Annotated in this window: 17 protein-coding genes and 1 pseudogene; 9 read left to right on the top strand and 9 right to left on the bottom strand. The window is 44.3% G+C overall.

What is annotated here, in order from left to right:
• Position 1 precedes the first annotated feature (1 nt).
• The gene (locus tag ACIG3F_RS10530) at positions 2-1,501 is read right to left on the bottom strand and encodes a sodium:proton antiporter (RefSeq protein WP_071850584.1); all 1,500 of its coding nucleotides are present in this window, start codon (positions 1,499-1,501) and stop codon (positions 2-4) included.
• Positions 1,502-1,717: 216 nt separating this feature from the next.
• Between ACIG3F_RS10530 and ACIG3F_RS10535 the strand changes: the two genes are divergently transcribed.
• The gene (locus ACIG3F_RS10535; protein WP_005246964.1) at positions 1,718-2,272 is read left to right on the top strand and encodes a hypothetical protein; all 555 of its coding nucleotides are present in this window, start codon (positions 1,718-1,720) and stop codon (positions 2,270-2,272) included.
• Positions 2,273-2,309: 37 nt separating this feature from the next.
• On the opposite strand, the gene ACIG3F_RS10540 is transcribed toward ACIG3F_RS10535, so the two are convergent.
• Together ACIG3F_RS10540 and ACIG3F_RS10545 are read right to left on the bottom strand one after the other, a co-directional pair.
• Positions 2,310-3,215 carry a neutral zinc metallopeptidase gene (locus tag ACIG3F_RS10540; RefSeq protein WP_004279421.1) on the bottom strand — a complete coding sequence of 302 codons (906 nt, stop codon included), beginning with the start codon at positions 3,213-3,215 and terminating at the stop codon, positions 2,310-2,312.
• A 48-nt stretch (positions 3,216-3,263) separates the two neighbouring features.
• Entirely contained in the window at positions 3,264-4,190 is a 927-nt protein-coding gene (locus ACIG3F_RS10545; RefSeq protein WP_004646278.1) for a DUF808 domain-containing protein, read from the bottom strand.
• A 189-nt stretch (positions 4,191-4,379) separates the two neighbouring features.
• On the opposite strand from ACIG3F_RS10545, the gene trpS reads away from it, so the two are divergent.
• Positions 4,380-5,393, top strand: coding sequence for a tryptophan--tRNA ligase (gene trpS, locus ACIG3F_RS10550; protein WP_004279419.1), 1,014 nt, complete (start codon positions 4,380-4,382; stop codon positions 5,391-5,393).
• Between the two features lie 347 nt (positions 5,394-5,740).
• On the opposite strand, the pseudogene ACIG3F_RS10555 reads toward trpS, so the two are convergent.
• Both ACIG3F_RS10555 and lysS read right to left on the bottom strand, forming a co-directional pair.
• Positions 5,741-7,164: pseudogene (locus ACIG3F_RS10555) on the bottom strand (capsule assembly Wzi family protein).
• A 173-nt stretch (positions 7,165-7,337) separates the two neighbouring features.
• Complete coding sequence (gene lysS, locus ACIG3F_RS10560) at positions 7,338-8,867, bottom strand: lysine--tRNA ligase (RefSeq protein WP_144725202.1); 1,530 nt, start codon at positions 8,865-8,867, stop codon at positions 7,338-7,340.
• 388 nt (positions 8,868-9,255) lie between these two features.
• Between lysS and ACIG3F_RS10565 the strand changes: the two genes are divergently transcribed.
• On the top strand, positions 9,256-9,750 hold the full coding sequence (locus tag ACIG3F_RS10565) for a YqiA/YcfP family alpha/beta fold hydrolase (RefSeq protein WP_064095665.1): 495 nt from the start codon (positions 9,256-9,258) through the stop codon (positions 9,748-9,750).
• A gap of 40 nt (positions 9,751-9,790) precedes the next feature.
• Here the strand turns inward: ACIG3F_RS10565 and ACIG3F_RS10570 are convergent, their stop codons facing one another.
• Positions 9,791-10,333, bottom strand: coding sequence for an adenine phosphoribosyltransferase (locus tag ACIG3F_RS10570; RefSeq protein ID WP_064095666.1), 543 nt, complete (start codon positions 10,331-10,333; stop codon positions 9,791-9,793).
• A 499-nt stretch (positions 10,334-10,832) separates the two neighbouring features.
• Between ACIG3F_RS10570 and rubA the strand changes: the two genes are divergently transcribed.
• The 5 genes from rubA to ACIG3F_RS10595 all read left to right on the top strand — a co-directional run bounded on the left by rubA (position 10,833) and on the right by ACIG3F_RS10595 (position 14,979).
• Positions 10,833-10,997, top strand: a complete 165-nt coding sequence (gene rubA, locus ACIG3F_RS10575; RefSeq protein ID WP_004279415.1) for a rubredoxin RubA — start codon at positions 10,833-10,835, stop codon at positions 10,995-10,997.
• A 91-nt stretch (positions 10,998-11,088) separates the two neighbouring features.
• Positions 11,089-12,267: a rubredoxin reductase RubB gene (rubB, locus tag ACIG3F_RS10580; protein ID WP_396470022.1), complete on the top strand. Its 1,179-nt coding sequence runs from the start codon at positions 11,089-11,091 to the stop codon at positions 12,265-12,267.
• A 57-nt stretch (positions 12,268-12,324) separates the two neighbouring features.
• On the top strand, positions 12,325-13,263 hold the full coding sequence (gene estB, locus ACIG3F_RS10585) for an esterase EstB (protein ID WP_004646272.1): 939 nt from the start codon (positions 12,325-12,327) through the stop codon (positions 13,261-13,263).
• 13 nt (positions 13,264-13,276) lie between these two features.
• Positions 13,277-14,185 carry a LysR family transcriptional regulator OxyR gene (gene oxyR, locus ACIG3F_RS10590; RefSeq protein ID WP_396470013.1) on the top strand — a complete coding sequence of 303 codons (909 nt, stop codon included), beginning with the start codon at positions 13,277-13,279 and terminating at the stop codon, positions 14,183-14,185.
• A gap of 182 nt (positions 14,186-14,367) precedes the next feature.
• Positions 14,368-14,979 carry a response regulator transcription factor gene (locus ACIG3F_RS10595; protein ID WP_039902034.1) on the top strand — a complete coding sequence of 204 codons (612 nt, stop codon included), beginning with the start codon at positions 14,368-14,370 and terminating at the stop codon, positions 14,977-14,979.
• A 39-nt stretch (positions 14,980-15,018) separates the two neighbouring features.
• Here ACIG3F_RS10595 and ppk1 read toward each other — a convergent pair whose 3' ends face one another.
• Together ppk1 and mtgA are read right to left on the bottom strand one after the other, a co-directional pair.
• Positions 15,019-17,100: a polyphosphate kinase 1 gene (gene ppk1, locus ACIG3F_RS10600; RefSeq protein WP_396470014.1), complete on the bottom strand. Its 2,082-nt coding sequence runs from the start codon at positions 17,098-17,100 to the stop codon at positions 15,019-15,021.
• Between the two features lie 111 nt (positions 17,101-17,211).
• Positions 17,212-17,886, bottom strand: a complete 675-nt coding sequence (gene mtgA, locus ACIG3F_RS10605; RefSeq protein ID WP_396470015.1) for a monofunctional biosynthetic peptidoglycan transglycosylase — start codon at positions 17,884-17,886, stop codon at positions 17,212-17,214.
• A 77-nt stretch (positions 17,887-17,963) separates the two neighbouring features.
• Between mtgA and ACIG3F_RS10610 the strand changes: the two genes are divergently transcribed.
• Positions 17,964-18,782 carry a rhomboid family intramembrane serine protease gene (locus tag ACIG3F_RS10610; RefSeq protein WP_005262372.1) on the top strand — a complete coding sequence of 273 codons (819 nt, stop codon included), beginning with the start codon at positions 17,964-17,966 and terminating at the stop codon, positions 18,780-18,782.
• A gap of 34 nt (positions 18,783-18,816) precedes the next feature.
• Here ACIG3F_RS10610 and ACIG3F_RS10615 read toward each other — a convergent pair whose 3' ends face one another.
• The gene (locus tag ACIG3F_RS10615; protein WP_396470017.1) at positions 18,817-21,309 is read right to left on the bottom strand and encodes an ABC transporter permease; all 2,493 of its coding nucleotides are present in this window, start codon (positions 21,307-21,309) and stop codon (positions 18,817-18,819) included.
• Position 21,310: the final 1 nt, after the last annotated feature.

Below are 21,310 nucleotides of genomic sequence, written 5' to 3' on the forward strand. Positions count from 1 at the left end.
TTTAGAAATTATCCGGATTTTCCAGTCTTTTTACTTCCTGAACTTTATCTGGATGATGCACCGTGGCAACGCCATCTGCATCTTTCTGATCAATCAGAATTTCTGGCTGAAAGATAGTAATAGTCTCATTTCCTTTGGCATCTTCTCCAACAATATAGCGAAAACCCTTACGATTCATTTTATGACACATGCGTTGATACCAGCCTTTAAAGCCCTGCGTCTCTTCATTGGGATTATAATAAAACGCATTCATCACCGCAGGCAGGCCCAAGCCACATACCACACCGGACAATAGCACTACAATAAAGGTATAGCCCACCAGAATACTGCTATAGGCTTCCAGCTGAGGAACATTGGCGACCGCCAGAATTAAGGCCAAAGAAATCCCGCCCCGTACTCCGCCCCAAGACAGGATGGTCAAACTGCCGTTATAGCTTTTCTTGCTGACTTTTGGGAACATGGCAAAGGCCAGATAGTTGGCTGCAAAACGGGCCAGATGTAGAATCACAAAAGCCACCATTCCGCCCAGAACCAGACTGGTACTCAGGTCCAGAATAAACAATTCCAGACCGATCAGGGTAAACAGGAATGAATTGATAATTCCCTCAACCGTATGCCAGAAATGATTAACATCACCAATTTCGGCATCTGCTAAGATTTCTTTCCATTTATTGCCAACAATCAAGCCACCAATCACACAGGCAATTGGCGCAGAAGCATGTGCCAGCAAAGCCACCAGATAGGAACCACAAGCCAGCAAGGCCGTGGTCAAAATCAGAGATTCCATTTCATGCTTACCGCGCAAAATCCGCAAGATCGCAAAACCGAATCCGAGACCAATCAGCACCGCCACGACAATTTCATAAAGCAAGGTTTGCAGCACTGCCAGTACCGTAAAGTTTTCACCTTGCAGGACATTGAGCAAGGTCATAAATAAGGCAATACACATTGCATCATTAAACAGTGATTCGCCTTCAAGCTTGACGATCAAATGATGCGGTGCGCGAACCGAACTCAATACGCCTTTGATGCCGATCGGATCTGTGGCGCCCAAGGCCGCCCCGAGTAACAGCAAAACCAGCAAGTCAACATGCTTACCAATCAGGAACTGATAACCATATAACACCACGCCAAAGAACACGGCACAGAATACTAAAGCTAGACCAGCCAGAATACTGATCGGCCGCCAGTGGTTACGCAAATCTGAGACCTTAAACTTCAGCGCAGATGAAGTCAGGATAAAACAGATCACGCCATTGATCAGAAAATCATAAAAATCCACATGACGAACAGCCTGCTCGATATTGTCAATATTGATGCTAAAGAATGGATTGCCATGCAATAAACTGGCGCCCCACTGCAAAATGAAAACAAAGATTGCTGAGACAATCGGAACCCCGATCGCTTGTGGAAAGCCTAAAACACGCTTATTAAACATGGTCGTGGCAATGGACAGGGCAAAGACGACTGTGAGTAGCTGAAGAAAAAAGAAATTTCCCATTCGGTTTCCTAAAATCGGGCGATATGGAGCACTATGCGCCGAGAGGCGTTGTTAAAATAGAGATTTAAATAGCAAGGTATTCTGGCAAAACAAGTTTAGTCCGCTTTTTTATCGAATTGAGTTAAGTTTCTTTTCAGTATTTTCGAATGATGATTTAACATACAGATCAGCACTCGGCTTTTGCTTTCCCATCATTCTATTTTGAATTTTTCTCCCATGCATCAAACTGTCAAAACCATTTTTCGTCTCTGTTTTGCCAGCGTGATTTTTCTGATCACGTTGTCCTTATGTTTTACCTGCTTTGCTAAAATTCAGGAAATTCTGCAAGCAGAACAGCATTATCAGCAAGCCACCAGCATTCCCTTAAAAAGTACAGCCGGCGAACAGTATGTATTGGTGTCCAATAACCAGCGACCAGACAATGCAATTTTTATTCTGATTGCAGGAAATGGTTATGTGGCCAAAATCAACTGTGAACATTACAGCGCTTTATGTAGCGATGAAGACAATCAATCGCATACCCGTCAAATCCAGACTGTTGACTTAATCAAAGCGGGAAATCTGTTCTATATTGAAAAAATCCAGTTCAGAGATAGCCGAACCGGCAAAGCAACTGCTTTAGAATATAACAAACAAGAAATTCAGCAGTTTTATCAAAATGACATTAGCAACCTCAAATATACAGTCTTTGCAATTGCACTGTTTGCTTTGGCTGCATTATTTGTCAGTATCAAGATATTAAGAAACTTCCGGCGTTTTCTGCATAAATAAAAAAAGGAGCATCTGCTCCTTTTTTTATCGAAGTCATTTAAATATTTTGATTAAAGGTATCACAATTCGCAACTTGACCGGATTTCAAGCCGGTGTTAAACCATTGTACCCGCTGCGCGCTGCTGCCATGGGTAAAGCTGTCCGGCACCACCTGCCCGCGAGCACGTTTCTGTAAATAATCATCGCCAATTTTATGGGCGGCATCCATCGCTTCCTGCACATCACCCTGTTCCAGAAATTGGGTACGTTCATGATTATGGTAAGCCCAAACGCCGGCCAGACAGTCTGCCTGCAATTCCTGACGCACTGAAAGCTGATTACTTTGCACTTCGCTTGCTTGCTGACGTGCTTGCTGTACTTGAGAAGAAATACCTAAAATCGTCTGGATATGATGCCCCACTTCATGGGCCACGACATAGGCCAGCGCAAAATCCCCCGCCTGATCATTGCGGGAAAGTTCGGTGGCATTCTGTTCTCCGGTAATGCCCATTTGGGTACGCATATCTTTAAAGAATGCAGTATCGATATACACTTTCTGGTCTGTCGGGCAGTAGAAAGGCCCCATCGCCGCCTGAGCAGTACCACAACCAGAATTCACGATGCCGTTAAACAACACCAGTTTCGGTGGGACATACTGCTGATTTAACTGCTGCTGAAACACCTGATTCCAGGTATCTTCAGTATCTGCCAATACAGTTCCAACAAAATCAATCGACTCCTGCTGTTCTGGCGTGGGATTTTCCAGGCCACGTGTTTCTGCCGCACCCGATACCCCCTGAGTAACCTGCTTGGTGGTTTGATAAGCCTGTTGTGGATCGACACCGAAAAACTTCCAGGCCACAAAGGCCACAATCAATCCAACAATACTGATTCCGCCAGCTTTGGCACCACCACCACGACGGTCTTCTACATTGCTACTGACACGACGACCTTTCCAACGCATAGTCTTTTCCTTTTCTTAATCTGCTTAATATCCAGATATTTCCACACCTTAAGCTTTTGATGATTTAGGCCAGATTTTCTTAATCAGGCTGATGACCAGCATGACCAGCAGACCCGCTAAAATTCCTACTGCGAAATTAATCAAGGTCGGTGTTACGGCACCGACAATGTTGCCAATGCTGGGAATATCCTGCACATAAGCAACACTGTCTTCAGTAAAGTGATGAATAAAAGGAATTGCATGGTTAATAATTCCACCGCCCACCAGAAACATCGCAGCGGTCCCAACAATGGAGAGAATTTTCATTAAGATCGGGGCAAATGCCAACAAGCCACGTCCTATTTTTTGTTTAAAATCGGACTGCTGTTCAGTCAGATGCAGACCGATATCATCCAGTTTGACAATCAGCGCAACAAAACCATAAACACCAATGGTCATCACCACCGCGATCAGGCTTAAAACAGTCACTTTGGTCAGCATTGAGGCTGCGGCGACCGTTCCCAAAGTAATCACGATAATTTCAGCAGACAGGATAAAGTCAGTGCGAATAGCACCTTTGACTTTTTCATTTTCAAACTGGTGCAAATCCATTTCTGTATGAATCAATTGCTCACGCGCCTGTTCCGCGTCCTTGGCCTTCGGTGTATGCAAGGTATGAATAATTTTTTCCACGCCTTCATAACATAGGAACAAACCACCCAGCACCAACAAGGGATTAATCAGCCAGCCTGCAATAAAGCTGATTAATAATGCCAGCGGCACCAAAATCAGTTTATTAACAAAAGAACCTTTGGCAACTTTCCAGACCACCGGTAATTCACGATCAGCCCGCACACCTGTCACTTGCTGCGCATTTAAAGCCAGATCATCACCAAGGACGCCTGCTGTTTTTTTTGCTGCCATTTTGCTCATGACAGCGACATCATCCAGAACAGTAGCAATATCATCTAATAATAGTAATAAACTGCTCGCCATACTTATTATCCTTATCTTCTTTCCAGATAGTTTAATCAAAATTCTTAAAAATATTGTATTCACTTGTTTAATTTATAAGATTTTTTTACGACAGCTTTTTTTCTGGCTGACAATCAAAAACAGAATGCCGTACAATGTTGCCATTCGTTAAAATACAGCTGTAGTACTGACTACCCTTTGGAATAGATAATGAGTAATCAAGATAATCGTCCAGTGATCTTGACGGGCGACCGTCCTACCGGACAACTCCACCTCGGCCACTTTGTGGGTTCATTACGCTCTCGTGTAGGTCTGCAAGATTCTCACCATCAACACTTGTTACTCGCCGATGCTCAAGCCCTAACTGATAATGCGGACAATTTTGAAAAAGTGCGTCGTAACATTATTGAAGTGGCGACGGATTATCTGGCTGTCGGTATTGATCCAACTAAAACCACAATTTGTGTTCAGTCATGCTTACCTGCCTTAAATGAACTGACCATGCTATATCTCAACTTTGTGACTGTTTCACGTCTTGAGCGTAACCCGACCATTAAATCTGAAATCCAGATGCGTGGTTTTGAGCGTGATATTCCAGCCGGTTTCTTGTGCTACCCGGTGGCTCAAGCTGCTGACATTACAGCATTTAAGGCAACGGTTGTTCCTGTGGGTGAAGATCAAATTCCAATGATCGAACAGACCAACGAAATCGTGCGTCGTTTAAATCGTCAAATTGGTCATGACCTGCTACCAGAATGTAAGGCACTTCTTTCCAATGTTGGTCGCCTACCTGGTTTTGATGGTAAAGCAAAAATGTCGAAATCTTTGGGCAATACCATTGTGCTGGATGCGACAGATAAAGATATTAAGAAAGCCGTCAATGCAATGTATACCGATCCGAATCATCTGCGTATTGAAGATCCAGGTCAGGTCGAAGGCAATGTGGTATTTACTTATCTAGATGCCTTTGACCCAAATAAAGAAGAGCTGGAAGAGCTCAAAGCCCATTATCGTCGTGGTGGTTTAGGCGATGGTACAGTGAAAAAACGTCTGGAAAGTATTTTAAAAGAATTGATCGGCCCAATTCGTGAGCGTCGTATTGAACTGGCTAAAGATCCCGATTACATTATGGATATCCTGAAAACCGGTACGGATAAATGTCGCGATATTACCCAGGCGACACTGGATGAAGTTAAATCTGGCCTCGGTGTATTCCATTTTTAATTAGAAAAAATTGCTCTTAAAAGCTCTTCTGATGAAGAGCTTTTTTTATTTAAGCTAAAATTGCGCAAAAATGATGCAAATATCCCCACATAATCTCCATAGTTTTAACCTTATTTAACATGTATTAACATGAATACTGATGAGTCATATGAGAATGCATCCTATTATGATCATATTCAGTAAGGAATCAGATTTAACTCTCTCCACAGTTAATGAAGTAGTTTGAAAGACGTTCCTTTTTCTACGCAATGACAACCCCAATCATTGCGTTTTTTTTGTCTTGAATTTAGTAAACCTATAAAAATAAAAAAAGCCTACTCAGTTGCAGGATTTTTCAGTATCTAAAATTAGTATTTAAACAGCCCTTTCTCTAAAGGAATTTCGATTCCAAGTGAGGCTCCCCCATCTTGGCCATTCACATCGGAATGACTCACCCGGACATTGAAGTTTAGTGGCATGTTGGGACGGATATAATGCGACCAGTTCAAATCCAATGCTTTAATCTCATCATTAAAAGCAAAAGCAGCATTATTAACAGCAGCACGTTCTGATTGATTCACCTCAGCAAAAAGTATACGACCTGATAAGCGGTTCATAAAGTCAATACGAACGTTCCCACCCACAGAGATCATCTGCGCATCTCCCCCCAAAGCATGTGCCAGAGGATAACCATGCTGATAAAAACCATCTGTATAATTCGTATGATTATAAGAAATCCCTTGAACCTTGCCATTAGTCCGCGTATCTGCCCATTCTGCATAAACTTGGTATGGCATATTTTTCAAACTAGCAGAATAGTCGATTCCAGCCAAATACATTTTTTTTGCAGGTAAGCCGCCAGCCTCGTCCTCTCCCACATATTGAGCATATAGACCTACCGAAATTTGGGTAAGAGAAAATAAATTTAACCGCGCATCGAAGCCGGCAATCTGGTTAGACGGGTCAGGTTCACCTGTACCCCCATTATCTTTACTGCCTACAAAAGCATCCCATAGCGAACTTAAACTTTCAGGTCGACCCTCCCCCCCCACTGAATCGCACGCGAGGCACCGAGCTCTAAATAAGGTAAAGGCTGTGCTGTAACACGCAAACCAATCAATTTGGCGTCTGGAACTGCGTTATAGTCATCGAGTTGACCTGCAAAAGCCTGATACTGCCACGACCCAATCCAAGATAACCATTTATTTTCAAATGCTGTCTGTTCTGCACGTTGAACTGTAAAGCCATAGACCGGACGACTAGCATCACCACGAATCAAGCTACCATCATGGCCTGGGCCCCAGTAAGTTGGAATCTGCCCACCAATCAGCCATTGATTCCAAAGTTTCCCTGCCAGATAAGAGCCTTCAAGATTTACATTCTGATCATTATCAATTTGTGGATCTTTTTCAGCATTCACCCTGATTTTGGCATCCCAATTCGCATTGCCAGCATTAAACTCTAAAGCTGCCTGATATTGTGCTTTTTGCTGATCCCCGAAAGCCTGTGGAATATCTTTTTGATCGGTTTCTGCAAATAAACCCAATTTTAGCTGTTGATTATCTGCCTTTAGTTTAGAGAGAACCGAATCGATCACACGCTGCTGTACAGTATTACTGATCTGCGCATTTGATAAGGCTCGTTGAATTTCATCCCCACTCAGCGGCCAGGTTGAGGTACTGATTTGAATAATCCCTTGCTGATTTAACCAATTCAGGTCAGTACGCAAATTTGCATCATTTAGAACCAAGCCCTGAGCAAAAGCAGGAAAAGTAAATGTACTCAGCAATATTTTTAATAATTTTTTTTAAATAACATAAACTAATTTTTCATTATTATTTTTATTCTACCCTAGTCATGTTCATATTAATTTTCAATAACTAAATTGTTTATTTTTTAATCATTTTTCAAAAATTTCTATAAAAAAATAACCCACACGATGGTGGGTTATTTTGTATTCAGCACTTAAGCATTTTTATGACGCATATGCGGGAACAGGATTACATCACGGATACTTGCTGCATTGGCAAAAATCATCACCAGACGGTCAATACCGATGCCCTCACCTGCGGTTGGAGGAAGACCGTATTCTAGTGCTTCGACAAAGTCTGCATCGTAATGCATGGCTTCATCATCACCAGCATCTTTTTCAGCAACCTGTGCCTGGAAACGTTCAGCCTGATCGATTGGATCATTTAACTCCGAGAAGCCATTTGCCAGTTCACGGCCACCGATGAAGAATTCAAAACGGTCAGTAATGTGCGGATTATGATCATTACGGCGCGCCAATGGAGAGGTTTCCGCTGGATATTCTGTAATGAACGTCGGCTGACGCAATTTGGTTTCTACGGTTTCTTCAAATACCATCGTTTGCAGTTTGCCCAGACCAAAACCTGGCTTCACCTGCTCTTTCAATTCTTCCTGAAGGAATTTTGCCAGGAACTCACGGTCACTGACATTTTCAGGAGTAAATTGGGGGTTATTTTCAAGAATCGCATCGAACATTGAAATTTTCTTGAATGGACCTTTGAAGCTATACACTTCATCACCATAAGGCACGTCAGTGGTGCCCAAGATATCGATGGCCAGACGCTCCAGCATTTGCTCGGTCAATTCCATCAAGTCTTTGTAATCTGCATAAGCCTGATAGAATTCAATCATGGTGAATTCAGGGTTATGACGGGTAGAAACACCTTCGTTACGGAAGTTACGGTTAATTTCAAACACACGTTCAAAACCACCAACTACCAAACGTTTTAAATAAAGCTCTGGCGCAATACGCAAGAACAATGGCATATCTAATGCATTATGATGTGTTTCGAAAGGACGTGCAGATGCACCGCCTGGAATCACATGCATCATTGGCGTTTCAACTTCCATATAGCGTTTTTCAGTCAGGAAGGCACGGATACCTGCCACAACTTTGGCACGAATTTCAAAAGTCTTACGCGTTTCTTCATTGACGATTAGATCAAGGTAGCGTTTACGATATTTCACTTCAGTATCGTTCAGGCCATGGAACTTGTCTGGAAGCGGACGCAATGATTTGGTCAATAATTCAAAATGCTCGATATGTACATACAGATCGCCTTTACCCGAACGACCGATATAACCTTCCACTGCGATGATATCGCCTAGGTCCAGACCTTTAATGGTAGCAAGTACATCTTCTGGGAGTTCTTTACGCGCAACATAAAGCTGGATACGACCTGTCATGTCCTGGATCACGATAAATGAACCACGGTTCAACATCACACGACCGGCAACTTTAACGTAGACCTTTTCGCCTGCTTCAATTTCTTCTTTAGATTTATCAGCGAACTGGTCTTGTAAATCCTGGGCATAATGCTCACGCTTAAAGGTATTCGGCCATGGGCTCTTACCTGTTTCTTGTGCCTGAGCTTCGATTTGCTTTAACTTGGCATGACGCTGTGCAATTAAATCGTTTTCGGAAATGATTTGTTCAGAAGTCGATTGAGCGTTAGTTTGCGTCATCTCTGCCTCGAATAAGATTAGTTAAAAAATAGAAGTTGCATAGAATAGCAGAAATCGTTCCCAAATCGTAGCGCAAACCCTTCCACGAACCGGCTTTTCTTTGGAAATATCTACTATCCCCTTCTTTTTGCAATTCAGTTGCGTCCATCTGCCACCCTGTTAAATTTCTTTTGCCCAATTTTTTGCAGCATTCGGCTGCTCTCAACTACGATTAAAGTCCAAAGCAAAGAGGTTTTACATAAAATTATTGGAATGTGAAACGGCGGCTTAGACCAATAGCTAACTGTCTTGTACAGCTAGACGTTCTACAATGATGTTCAGATTGAAGAAGGCATGCCCATCCACAAATAAGCAATATGGCATGTCTCATAAAAATGAGTAATAAACTATGTCTAAGATTTTGTTTTTACATGGCTTAGATTCCTCGAAAGAATCCACCAAGTTCCATGCCATCGATATAGCCCCTAAATACTGTATCGATGTCGATTACCGAAATCTGAGCTATAGTTCGGTTGCCGAGTTTTATCACGAGACGATTGAAACCATCAAACCGGATATTCTGGTCGGACACAGTCTGGGCGGCTATTGGGCATTGAAAATGTCCCATGCCCATCAGATTCCATGCGTCATTGCAAATCCCAGTCTGCAACCCAATTTTCGTGATGACTATCCTGCAATTTGCGACAGTGATTTGCAGCACGATATTCCGCAAATGGCTTATCTGGAATTAGGCGATGAAATTCTGGATATGCATGCTGTACAAGCTCAGCTGGAAGATTATATGCAGATTCATGCTATTGATGGCGGACATCATCGTCTGGAGCACCCGGAACAGGTGAACGAGCTGATTCAGGAAATCGAATATCATTTTATCCGACAATAAAAAAGCCCCAATGTCCGGGGCTTCTTTATATGCTTTAAGCTTAGGCTACTGCAGCTTCAGGCTGGGATTTATCATCCAGTACTGACCAGATCTCCATGCCCAATTCCATATGCAGGTCAGGAAGATCAAGGAAGATACTTGCACCTAGAACTTCATGCTGGCATTTTTGAGCCAGTTCATGAACCGCTTTTAGAGTTCCACCAGTTGCCAGAACGTCATCCACAATAATTACTTTTTGGGATTGAACTTCCGCAGACATTTCTAAACGATCCAGACCATATTCCAGGCTATAACCAACACCGACCACTGGAGGTGGTAATTTCCCTGCTTTACGAACCAGCAATAAGCCTTTACCTGTACGTTGCGCTAACAAACTTGCCAAGACAAAACCACGTGCTTCAACCGCAATAAAGCTTTCTACTTCTGCCAATTTGTCAGCAGGAATGCTAGCAATCAAGGCATCAGTCAATGGACCAATATTGCTCATGAAAAGTGGTGTCAAATCATAGAAGCAAATTCCAGGTTTTGGAAAATCTTGGACCGTACGAATGTGAGACCACAAAGAAGTAGACAAATTGCTCATGGGAGATCTTAAAAAAGAAAAGGAATATAAGAATTTTAAACTTATTTGAGGTATGTGGACAAGCCAAGCTGTATAATAAAAACCCGTTATTTAATAACAACCATTTGATTTTATTTAATTCATTTATTTTAAAAAATATTTAATCCAGACTTTAGCTATTTTAAATTACCTGAAAAGGAGAATTTTTACTGCAAGACTTTGGTCGGTCACACCAGAAAACTGTAATTTTTACTCATAATCAGATTGGTGTCTTCAACCACCTACAACAGCAGATGAAAAGTAGTTTCCTGATAAAGTAGTTTCCTGATAAATAAGGAATGCGAGCTCTATTCTGCTGCTAATTTCGCTGATTAAGCTTTTATTCACTTTACTTTCTGAACAGAACTGCGTAAAAATTTAGCCAAATATGTTCACTGTTAAAAAGTTATATTCTTTTAGAGTCTTGCTATTTTATGGATTTTAAGCTGACGCCTAGAATTGCTTAGTTTTGGAGAGTTACATGAGAAAGTTTCAATGCATCGTATGCGGATGGATTTATGATGAGGCAGAAGGCTGGCCTCAAGACGGAATCGTAGCGGGAACCAAGTGGGAAGATATTCCGGATGACTGGACCTGTCCAGATTGTGGCGTGTCTAAAGTCGATTTCGAAATGATCGAAGTCTAATGACGCCCAGTTAAAGGCCATATCTATATGGTCTTTTTTTATGCCTTTCTATCATTTATACAGCATGGAGCTCTACCATATGGAAACAACTATGCATCCTATCGTCATTATTGGTTCAGGTATGGCGGGTTATGCCGTAGCACGTGAATTTCGCAAGCTGAATCCAGAGCATGAACTGCTAATGATTTGTGCCGATGATGCAGTCAATTATGCTAAACCGACGCTTTCCAATGCTCTGGCCGGCAATAAAGCACCTGAACAGATTCCACTGGGCGATGCAGCTAAAATGTCAGCACAGCTGAATATGCACATTGAACAGCACACCTGGGTCAAAGCGATTCATCCGGAAGATCATCAGCTGATTCTTGAAAAAGATGGTCAGGAAAGCACGCAACCTTATAGCAAACTGGTCTTGGCAGTCGGTGCCAATCCGGTACGTCTGGCCATTGCCGGGGACGCTAGCGATGATATTCATGTCGTCAACAATTTAAATGACTATAAAGCTTTCCGTAATAATCTGGCAGCACGTGAAGATAAGCGTGTGGTGATTTTAGGTGCCGGTCTGATTGGCTGTGAATTTGCCAACGACCTGCAAAATACCGATCACCAAGTTACCGTCATTGATTTGGCACCGCAGCCGCTTGGCCGTTTATTGCCGGAATATGTTGCCACAGCATTCCAGAAAAATCTTGAAGAAACAGGCATCCACTTTGTCTTGGGCACCACGGTCGAAAAAGTTTCTCGTGCGGACAATGGTGATTATCTGGTCACGTTGGCCAACGGCCAGTCTTTGGTCGCTGATGTAGTGTTATCTGCGGTAGGCTTACAGCCAAATATTTCTTTGGCGAAACAGGCAGACGTACATACCAGTCGCGGAGTGTTAACCACTGCACAACTGGAAACCAACCAAGCCGACATTTATGCGGTAGGTGACTGTGCCGAGGTCAATGGCACTTTATTGCCTTATGTCATGCCGATCATGCAACAAGCCCGCGCTTTGGCAAAAACCTTAAATGGCGAACATACTGCCGTGCATTATCCGGCTATGCCAGTGGCAGTTAAAACGCCTGCTGCACCTTTAACGGTATTGCCTGCACCGGTTGATGTTGATGTCACCTGGGAAACTGAAGAGTTCGAGGATGGCATGCTGGCTAAAGCGTTCGATGCTAACGGCACCTTACGCGGTTTTGTGCTTTTAGGGGCTACTGCAGGCAAACAGCGTCTGACCTTGACCAAGCAGGTTCCTGACTTGATTCCTGCTGCGGTTTAGATGTTTAATAGCAAGGATATTTTTTAAACGAAATATCCTTTAATTAGGACAGCGACCATGTACAGCGCAGCACAGTTTAATCTTTCCCCCTATACCTCGTTCATGCATGAAACCAAGGTCGATCTTGGCAATGGGATCCAGCTACATGTCGAGGTTGGCGGAAATCCGGAACATCCCACCATTTTGCTGATTATGGGTCTGGGTGGGCAAATGCTGTACTGGCCTGACTTTTTCTGCAAGTCACTGATAGACAATGGCTATCACATCATCCGTTTTGATAATCGTGATATTGGTCTGTCTTCAAAAGTCCATCACAAAGGTCCACGCCTGAATACCCTGAAAATGATGAGCCGTTTTGTGCTGGGTCTGGGTAATCAGGGTGCACCTTATGATCTATATGATATGGCCGAAGATGTCAGTCTGCTGATTGAAAAAATGCAGCTGGAACAGGTCTATGTGCTGGGTGCTTCGATGGGCGGTATGATTGCCCAGATTCTGGCCGCGCGTTATCCGGACAAAGTCAAAAAACTGGGCTTACTGTTTACCAGCAATAACCAGCCGATGTTACCACCACCCTTTCCCAAGCAACTCTTTAGTTTGATTGACAAACCGGCTTCAACAGATGAAGATGGCATTGTTGATCATAGTTTGAAACTGTTTAAGATCATCGGCTCACCAGGTTATGTCAATCATCTGGAAGCGGTGCAGACCGCCCGTAAATTATATAAGCGAAGTTACTATCCTGCTGGTGTACTTCAACAGTTTTTAGCAATATTATGTACAGGCTCATTGCTGCAACTGGACAAGCAAATCAAACAAGAAACCCTGGTGGTCCATGGTTCTCGAGATCGATTGCTGCCTCCTAGCCATGGCAAGGCCGTTGCGAAAGCAATTTCAGGGGCTAAATTTGAATTAATTGATGGAATGGGGCATGATATCCCACCGCATTTTATTCCATATCTTAGCGAATTATTTGCTGATCATTTTAAATCATAAACATTAGGACACTATGGCTGCATTACCATCCCTAAGACAGCTGTCATACCTCGTAACACTGTCAGAGACGCTACACTTTACAGAAGCTGCTCGCCGCTCCTTTGTCACCCAGTCAACCTTGTCTGGCGGCATCATGGAGCTGGAGCGTTTACTCGGTGGCGTACTTGTTGAACGCGACCGCCAGAATGTTCGTTTAACGCCTCTTGGTGAACAAGTGGTTGCACGCGCACGTGTTCTACTGGCCGATGCTCAGGACCTAATGCGTTTAAGTCGTGAGATGAGTGAACCTTTAACCGGTGATCTACATCTCGGCGTCATTCCAACAATTGCACCTTTCCTATTGTCCCAGCTGCTGGATGAAGTGCATAAGCAATTACCAAAAATCCAGTTGCATCTGCATGAAGCGCAAAGTGAAAAGATTGTAGAAAAGCTGGAACATGGCAACCTGGATATGGTGGCTTTGGCATTGCCTTTCGACACCCGTGGTCTGAAAGTTGCTGAAATTGCCAAAGAGAATCTGTATCTGGTTTACCAAAAATCTGATCAGCATGCTGCACAAGCAAACTCTTTAGAAGATCTGGATCTGTCTCGCCTGATGTTACTTGAAGAAGGTCATTGCCTGCGTGATCATGCCTTGAGTGCCTGCCCGATTGGTGAGCGTAAAAATGATCACCGTTTAAAAGCCAGCTCACTGCCGACTTTAATCGAAATGGTGTCTGCAAATCTGGGCTTTACCCTGCTGCCTGAAATTGCGATCCATACCAATATGATTAAAGGCAATTCTGAGATTCAGGTAAAAGCGATCGATTCAGCCCCAAGTCGTACCCTGGCATTGGTAACCCGTAAAAGCACACCGCTGCAAAGCGAGTTTGATGTGCTATTACAGATTTTCCAGAAAATCACTCAGCACGATGCTGCCTGATCTATAGATAATAAAAAGGAGCACATGTTGCTCCTTTTTTATATCTTGAATTGAATGCATCCAGTCCGCCTAGAAACTTAGAATCTCTACATTTCAGCTAAATCACTATTCTTTGGGATAGGCATTTGCATCTGCCTGATTCACAGTATAGCTCTCTATCGCATCTACAGGATCGCGTTTTATTGGCTAGCCTTTTGCCTGCACCGGTTTTAGTGATTCGTTCACCGACTGGACTCGACCTGTCAAAAATCCAGACCGTGCTACAGCAACTCGGCTATCAGCCAGATATGCTGCTGTATGCGGACAATATGCTGTCCGCACAATCCATGATTACTGAACATCTGCCTAATCTGATTCTTTATCATGCAGCAACAACTTCAGAGATCAGTGTGATCCGTCCGCTGAAACAGCAAAGCCTAGATACGCCCGTTATTGCCATACTCAATACTCATTCCACAGCACTGATCTATTCAGCCTTGCTGTCCGGCGCAGATAGCTATATGCAGCATCATGATTCATTACCCCAGTTCGCTGATAGTCTAAAAACTGTCTTGCGCGGTGGAGCCTACATTCATACTGAATTGGCAGACTATCTCCTGCACCAGCCCAGCGTTAAAGCCTGTCTCAACTTCGCTGAATTACAGTTATTACAAGTAATGAGTCAGCATAAATCGCAAACCGAACGACAAAACCAGCTTCAGATGAAAGATTATCAGATGTATAGTCAGGTCAAACACATCTATCGAAAACTGATCAGACTCAGCTTAAACAGTTCAATTGTATGTTCGAAATAAAAAAGAGGCTGAATATTCAGCCTCTTTAAATACTTAAACTTATTTAAACAGCTCTAACAGAATACGTTGTGCATTATGTGGTTTTTCACCTTCTTTTGGCTGTGCCCGCAGCCAGGTACCATCACCTTGCAATAACCAGGATTGCTGGTTGTCTTTCAGGTAATTCAACAGACCTTGTTGATAGATGCGTTTTTTCAAGGCTTCATCTTCGACCGGGAAACAGGCCTCGACCCGATTAAACAGGTTACGATCCATCCAGTCTGCACTTGAACAATAAATACGTGAATTTCCATTATTGCTGAAATAATACACGCGGGTATGTTCCAGGAAACGTCCGACAATTGAACGCACCCGGATATTTTCCGACAGACCCGGCAAACCCGGACGCAAACTGCAAATCGACCGAATAATCAGGTCAATCTGTACTCCGGCCTGAGAGGCTTCATAGAGTTTGTTAATCAATTGCATTTCGGTCAGGGCATTGACTTTGACGATGATCTGCGCCGGCTTACCTGCCTGGGCAAAGGCAATTTCATTATCGATATAGTTCAGTAACTGGGCATGTAAGGTAAACGGCGCGTGCAGCAGCTTTTTCAGCTTGGCCATTTTCCCCATACCGGTCAATTCCTGAAAAATACGATGCACATCTTCACACAGATCCTTATCCGTCGTTAACAGACCATAATCGGTATAGATTCGCGCATTGCCGGCATGATAATTACCGGTGCCCAGATGAACATAGCGCACCAGTTTGTTATTTTCCCGACGCACCACCAGAATCATCTTGGCGTGAGTCTTGTAACCGACAATGCCGTAGACCACGACCGCACCGGCTTCTTGCAGGACATTGGCCACCGCAATATTGGATTCTTCATCGAAACGCGCACGCAATTCAATCACTGCCGTGACTTCCTTGCCATTGCGGGCAGCTTCAGCCAGCACTTGGACAATTTCAGAATCTGGCCCACTGCGGTACAAGGTCTGCTTGATCGCCAGTACTTGCGGATCGCGTGCCGCTTCACGTAATAATGAAATCACCGGCGCAAAAGATTCAAAGGGATGATGCAGCAAAATATCCTGTTTCTGCATCGCACTAAAAATATTTTCAGATTTTTTCAGCACTTTAGGAATGATGGGAGTATGCGAGTCATAACGTAAATGCGGACGTTTAAAGTTAGATAGCAAACGTGCCAGATTGACCGGGCCGGCAACTTTATAAAGCTGCTCGTCGTCCAGATCAAATTCATTCAGCAGATATTCATAAATATGCTGCGGACAATTTTCCGTCACTTCCAGACGTACCGCACGACCAAAACGGCGTGAACTGAGTTCACCTTTGAGCGCCTTGGCCAGATCTTCGACATCTTCATTCAAGGCCAAATCGGCATTCCGGGTCACACGGAACTGATAACAGCCGGTTGCTGTCATGCCAGGAAACAGGTCCGAGACATGCTCATGAATAATGGCAGATAGCATTACATGATGCTCTTTGCCATCGGTCAGTTCATCCGGTAAACGTACCACGCGTGGTAATGAACGCGGTGCAGGCACCACAGCCAGATCAATCTGCCGACCAAAGGCATCTTTGCCTTCCAGTGTGACAATAAAGTTCAGTGATTTATTCACCAGTCTCGGGAATGGATGCGCAGGGTCCAGACTGATCGGCGTGAGAACCGGCGCCACTTGCTCCTGAAAATATTTTTTAATCCAGGTAGATTGTGCCGGAGTCAGCTCACCACGGCGCAAGAAGCAAATATCTTCCTCACGCAGTTTTGGCAAAATTTCTTCATTTAAAATACGGTACTGGCGTTCAATGGCGGCATGTGCTGTTTTAGAAATCTGTTCTAAAACCTGCTTTGGAGTCAAGCCATCCGGACTCCGACTTTCATTATCCAGATCCAGCTGTTCCATCATTCCTGCGACCCGGATTTCAAAAAACTCGTCCAGATTACGCGAGAAAATCAACAGGAAATTCATGCGTTCGAGCAATGGATGTAAAGGATCGACAGCCTGTTCCAGGACACGTAAATGGAAGTCTAGGATAGACAGTTCGCGATTAATATAACGATCATTATATGTATATTCGGGCTGTGCTGAAGTTGTGCTGGCTGCCGTATTCATATCAAACCTATGCGGATTTAAAATTGTGCTTATCCCTCCAAGTATGCTTCAAATTGATGACAATTTCATAAAAAAAGCCCAAATAATTGGGCTTTCTCTTCAAATCATCAATTAAGGTAATTCTGCATAACGCATATAGCGCTGAATCATCCGCTTACGAGCATTTAATGCAGAGGAATTGCGATGATCCTGGAAATATTTCGGATTGGTCAAAATGGCAGCCAGAAAGATGGCTTGATCGCGGGTCAGGCTTTGTGCGGTTTTACCGAAATAATGTTTGGCCGCTGCTTCAACGCCGTAGATATTATCCCCGAACTCGATCGAGTTTAAATAGACTTCCAGAATTCGTTCTTTCGACCACATGCGTTCCATCATCCAGGTCGCGACTGCTTCCTGACCTTTACGCACAAAGGAACGCTTGTTGACGAGGAACAGGTTTTTCGCCAATTGCTGGGAGATTGTCGAACCACCGGCCACTACACGGCCCTGATTTCTGTTTTTATTCAGCGCAGTTTGAATTCCGTCCCAGTCAAAACCATGGTGATGAATAAATTTTCCATCTTCCGCAGTGACGATGGCACGTTTCAGATTCAGGCTGATTTCGTCATAGGGACGCCACTGATGCTGAATCGCTTTGGAAGGTTCTGTCCAGTAATCAATCCGCATCATCATAGTGGTGTTCACCGGATTGGTTCGCCACCAGGCCATACTGGCAAAGATCCACAATTGAACCAGTAGAATCACACTGACGATGACGAGCATCGTGCGGATCAGAAAGGCTTTCATGTCAGTGCGTTACTCCTGAAAATTTAATTTTTCGTGTTAAGCTTATTCGAAATATACAATCACAGCAAAAAAATAGCATGTCTGAATACTCTCCCCCTGTCGAACATCGCAAACTTGAAATGCATCTCTGGTGGATCACCGCCATTTTAATCGGGATCAATGTTGGATTATTTGGCTGGCAAGCCATGCATGGCATGGATGTTAGCCAGCCGAGTACCCGAGACGCTATTCTCTGGGGTGCCGATTATGCACCTTTAACCTATTTAGCGGAACCCATGCGCTTGTTTAGCAGCATGTTTTTTCATTTTGGCCTGATTCACCTGATGTTGAATATGTGGGCCTTGTATATTTTTGGTAGTGTTGCCGAACAGCTGTTTGGCCGGATGTATTTTATTGGCCTGTATGTGTGTGCCGGATTAATGGGCAGCCTGCTCAGTGGCTATATGAACATTCAGGACAGCTATAGCCTGATCGAAGGCGGTGTGGCCAATCCCGATTTATTGCCTGCGGTCAGTGCCGGCGCATCTGGTGCCGTGATGGGACTCGGTGCTTCACTCACGGTGCTGGCTTTATTGCCAATGCTGCCACAGCAACGTTTTATTCTGGATAAAAAAACCCTGGTGATGGTGATGGGTCTAAACCTCGCGCTGGGCTTTATGATCAGTGGAATCAACAATGCCGCACATATTGGCGGCATGCTGATGGGGGCTTTTCTCACCTTGCTCTGGTACATCGGGCAAAAAATGCAGCGTAGCCACCTGTTCAATCTGATTGCCTTGATTGTCGGGTTCGGCCTTTGTGTGCTGCTTTATCAACATAACTTGGCCTTACTCGAACCCATTCGCCCACTGTGGCAAGAGATTCTGGAAATGATGCAACAGCAACTAAAACTTTAACTCTCAGCCAGTTTAAAAATCACGGAGATGAATCTTATTGATTCATCTCACGCAAGCTTTGTAAGGGTGGAATCTCTGACAGATAACTCAGGCGATAACGGCCAATCAGCGCACATAAAGAGGTCATAAAGATCGGCAGGATAATCCAGATTTCCCAATGCGGCTGAATCATTAAATCCATTTTATAACTGGCAATCGCACTGATCACTTCGGCAAACAGGCAGGAAACTATTCCGGCAAACAGCCCAATAAAACCAATTTCCAGACTCATCATGGTTTTCAGTTTCTGCTTGGAACTACCGAATGATCGTAGCAAAGCCACTTCACGTTTGCGTTCATCCATCAACAGGTTCAGACAGGCCATCAGCACCAGAAAACCGGAAATGCTAACCAGTACCGCCAGAATCGTCACGATTTGCACCAGCACATTCACAATGCGTTTGATCTCTTCCAGAATCAGGCTGACATCAATAAAGACCGTGTTGGAAAATTGCTGGATCACAGGGACCAGTTTGCCTTTATCTGTTTCCGGGACATAAAAACTGCCCAGATAACTGCCTGCATTGGCATCCATGCTATTCGGTGCAAAGATAAAGAAGAAATTCGGGCTAAAACTTTCCCATTCGACGGTTCTTAGATTAACGACTTTAGCTTCCAGTATCCCTTCTGGCAGACTGAAACTGAGTTTATCTCCGATCTTGATCCCTAGCTCTTCCGCAGTATTGGCTTCGACCGATACGGTGCCGACTTGTTTTAATACCGCGTCACCACTGACAATCACATTATCTTGTGGATAGCTATTTGACTGGGTCAGATTCAGTTCACGTCTTAAGGTATTGCTGCTTTTCACCAGTTCCTCGGCAAAAGGCTGATCATTTTTGGCGACCAGACGCCCACGGACATTTGGATATAGCGGTGTGCTTTTCCAGCCATTCTGCTCAAGTTGGGCTTTGAGATCCGGCATATCAAAAGGCGGTAAGCCATAAACAAACTGGTTCGGCGTACCTTCCGGTAACTGTTGCTGCCAACGATCTAGCAGATCGGTACGCAAGACTGCCAAGACTGTAATCAGGCTCAAGCCCAAGGCTAAAGCCGTAATCTGCAAGGCAGTCTGAGATGGTGTGCGCACATAGGCTGACAGATTCAGCTTCATATTACGTAGCAGTTTCAACATCCCCCATACCGTCAGATACAGCACTGCACATAACACAATAATCGCGCCAATCACCCAGGCGGTCAGCAGCAAGTTTTCAGTCAAAATCACACTAAAAATAATCAGGCTGAGCGTTCCAGTCAGCAGCATCCACAGCATAGATTGCACTGATTTTTCCTGCTGGCGGATCACCCGGATCGGTGGCGTATTCAGCAGTTGCAAAAAGCTTGGCATGACAAAGCCGAGTAACACTACAGCACTGGTCAGCATCGCGACCGGCAATGGCCCAAGCAACATTGCGATAGCGGAAAACTCAATCTGCAAATTTGGAATCAGCTGCAACATCAATTGCAACAGTCCATAACCCAGACTGATCCCGACCACGGTACCAATTAGCATGGCAATCAACAGCACCATCCCGAGTAAAGCCAGATAAGCCGACAGAATCTGCTGCTTGGTGGCACCGATACAACGCATCAAGGCAATATGATCCTGATTCTGCTGCACATAACGCTGCGCGGTTAAAGCAATGGCAATCCCACATAATAGAATGGTCAGAATATTGGCCAGTTGCAGGAAAGTGTCCAGATTGGCGATTGGCTTCATCAAGCGGGTATTGCCTTCACTGGCATTGCGTAACCTGAGACTGCTTTGCTCCTCAAATTCCTGTCCTTGTACTTCCGCTGGCGTTTCAGCCGAGCCGTTTGCTGACTTGACCTGCTGCTTGAACAGGGCTTCATATTGTTGGGTGTCGTCCGGACGGCCAGCCATGAGTAAACGATATTCAATCCGGCTACCCACCTGAATCGCATTGGTTCGTGCCACATCTGCCTGGGAGATAATCACCGTTGGTGAAAATCCGGAAAATCCAAGTTCCTGATTGGAGTCCTGTTCAATCTTGGCGGTGACTTTAAACGCCGCATCGGCGATATTGAGCTGATCCCCCAATTTGACTTTGAGCAGATCCATGGCTCGTGGACTGAGCCAGATTTCACCAGACTGAATCGATTTTTTTGCCGGTTGCACCCGAAGTTCGCCACGCAAAGGAAAAGCCTGATCAATGGCTTTGACATTGACCATGACAAACTGTGCATCGGTATAGGCCATACTGCTAAAGAAAGTGACTTCTGACTGCTTTAAATCCAGCTGCTTGGCCTGATCACGCCACTGCTCCGGCAAAGGCTCATTATCTGAAAGCACCAGATCACCAGCCAGCATTTCTGCTGCCTGCAAGGCAACTGCATTTTGGATCTGCTCATTACTAAACTTAAGTGCAGTGGTCGCGCTAATTGCCAGCGTTAAGGCAATAATCAGCAGATAAATTCCGGTCGTTTTAAAGCTTTGCGTCAGTAAGGGGCGAAATAATGGATTCATT

It is taken from the genome of Acinetobacter sp. NPDC052428 (assembly GCF_044547685.1).
In the GTDB taxonomy this organism is placed as follows: domain Bacteria; phylum Pseudomonadota; class Gammaproteobacteria; order Pseudomonadales; family Moraxellaceae; genus Acinetobacter; species Acinetobacter lwoffii_G.

Excerpts from the sequence above, each read along its gene's own strand:
- mtgA (WP_396470015.1), bottom strand. The coding sequence starts at position 17,886 with ATGAAAGCCTTTCTGATCCGCACGATGCTCGTCATCGTCAGTGTGATT.
- lysS (WP_144725202.1), bottom strand. The coding sequence starts at position 8,867 with ATGACGCAAACTAACGCTCAATCGACTTCTGAACAAATCATTTCCGAA.
- ACIG3F_RS10610 (WP_005262372.1), top strand. The coding sequence starts at position 17,964 with ATGTCTGAATACTCTCCCCCTGTCGAACATCGCAAACTTGAAATGCAT.
- ACIG3F_RS10535 (WP_005246964.1), top strand. The coding sequence starts at position 1,718 with ATGCATCAAACTGTCAAAACCATTTTTCGTCTCTGTTTTGCCAGCGTG.
- trpS (WP_004279419.1), top strand. The coding sequence starts at position 4,380 with ATGAGTAATCAAGATAATCGTCCAGTGATCTTGACGGGCGACCGTCCT.
- estB (WP_004646272.1), top strand. The coding sequence starts at position 12,325 with ATGTACAGCGCAGCACAGTTTAATCTTTCCCCCTATACCTCGTTCATG.
- ACIG3F_RS10530 (WP_071850584.1), bottom strand. The coding sequence starts at position 1,501 with ATGGGAAATTTCTTTTTTCTTCAGCTACTCACAGTCGTCTTTGCCCTG.
- ACIG3F_RS10565 (WP_064095665.1), top strand. The coding sequence starts at position 9,256 with ATGTCTAAGATTTTGTTTTTACATGGCTTAGATTCCTCGAAAGAATCC.
- rubA (WP_004279415.1), top strand. The coding sequence starts at position 10,833 with ATGAGAAAGTTTCAATGCATCGTATGCGGATGGATTTATGATGAGGCA.
- ppk1 (WP_396470014.1), bottom strand. The coding sequence starts at position 17,100 with ATGAATACGGCAGCCAGCACAACTTCAGCACAGCCCGAATATACATAT.
- ACIG3F_RS10570 (WP_064095666.1), bottom strand. The coding sequence starts at position 10,333 with ATGAGCAATTTGTCTACTTCTTTGTGGTCTCACATTCGTACGGTCCAA.
- rubB (WP_396470022.1), top strand. The coding sequence starts at position 11,089 with ATGCATCCTATCGTCATTATTGGTTCAGGTATGGCGGGTTATGCCGTA.
- ACIG3F_RS10545 (WP_004646278.1), bottom strand. The coding sequence starts at position 4,190 with ATGGCGAGCAGTTTATTACTATTATTAGATGATATTGCTACTGTTCTG.
- ACIG3F_RS10615 (WP_396470017.1), bottom strand. The coding sequence starts at position 21,309 with ATGAATCCATTATTTCGCCCCTTACTGACGCAAAGCTTTAAAACGACC.
- oxyR (WP_396470013.1), top strand. The coding sequence starts at position 13,277 with ATGGCTGCATTACCATCCCTAAGACAGCTGTCATACCTCGTAACACTG.
- ACIG3F_RS10540 (WP_004279421.1), bottom strand. The coding sequence starts at position 3,215 with ATGCGTTGGAAAGGTCGTCGTGTCAGTAGCAATGTAGAAGACCGTCGT.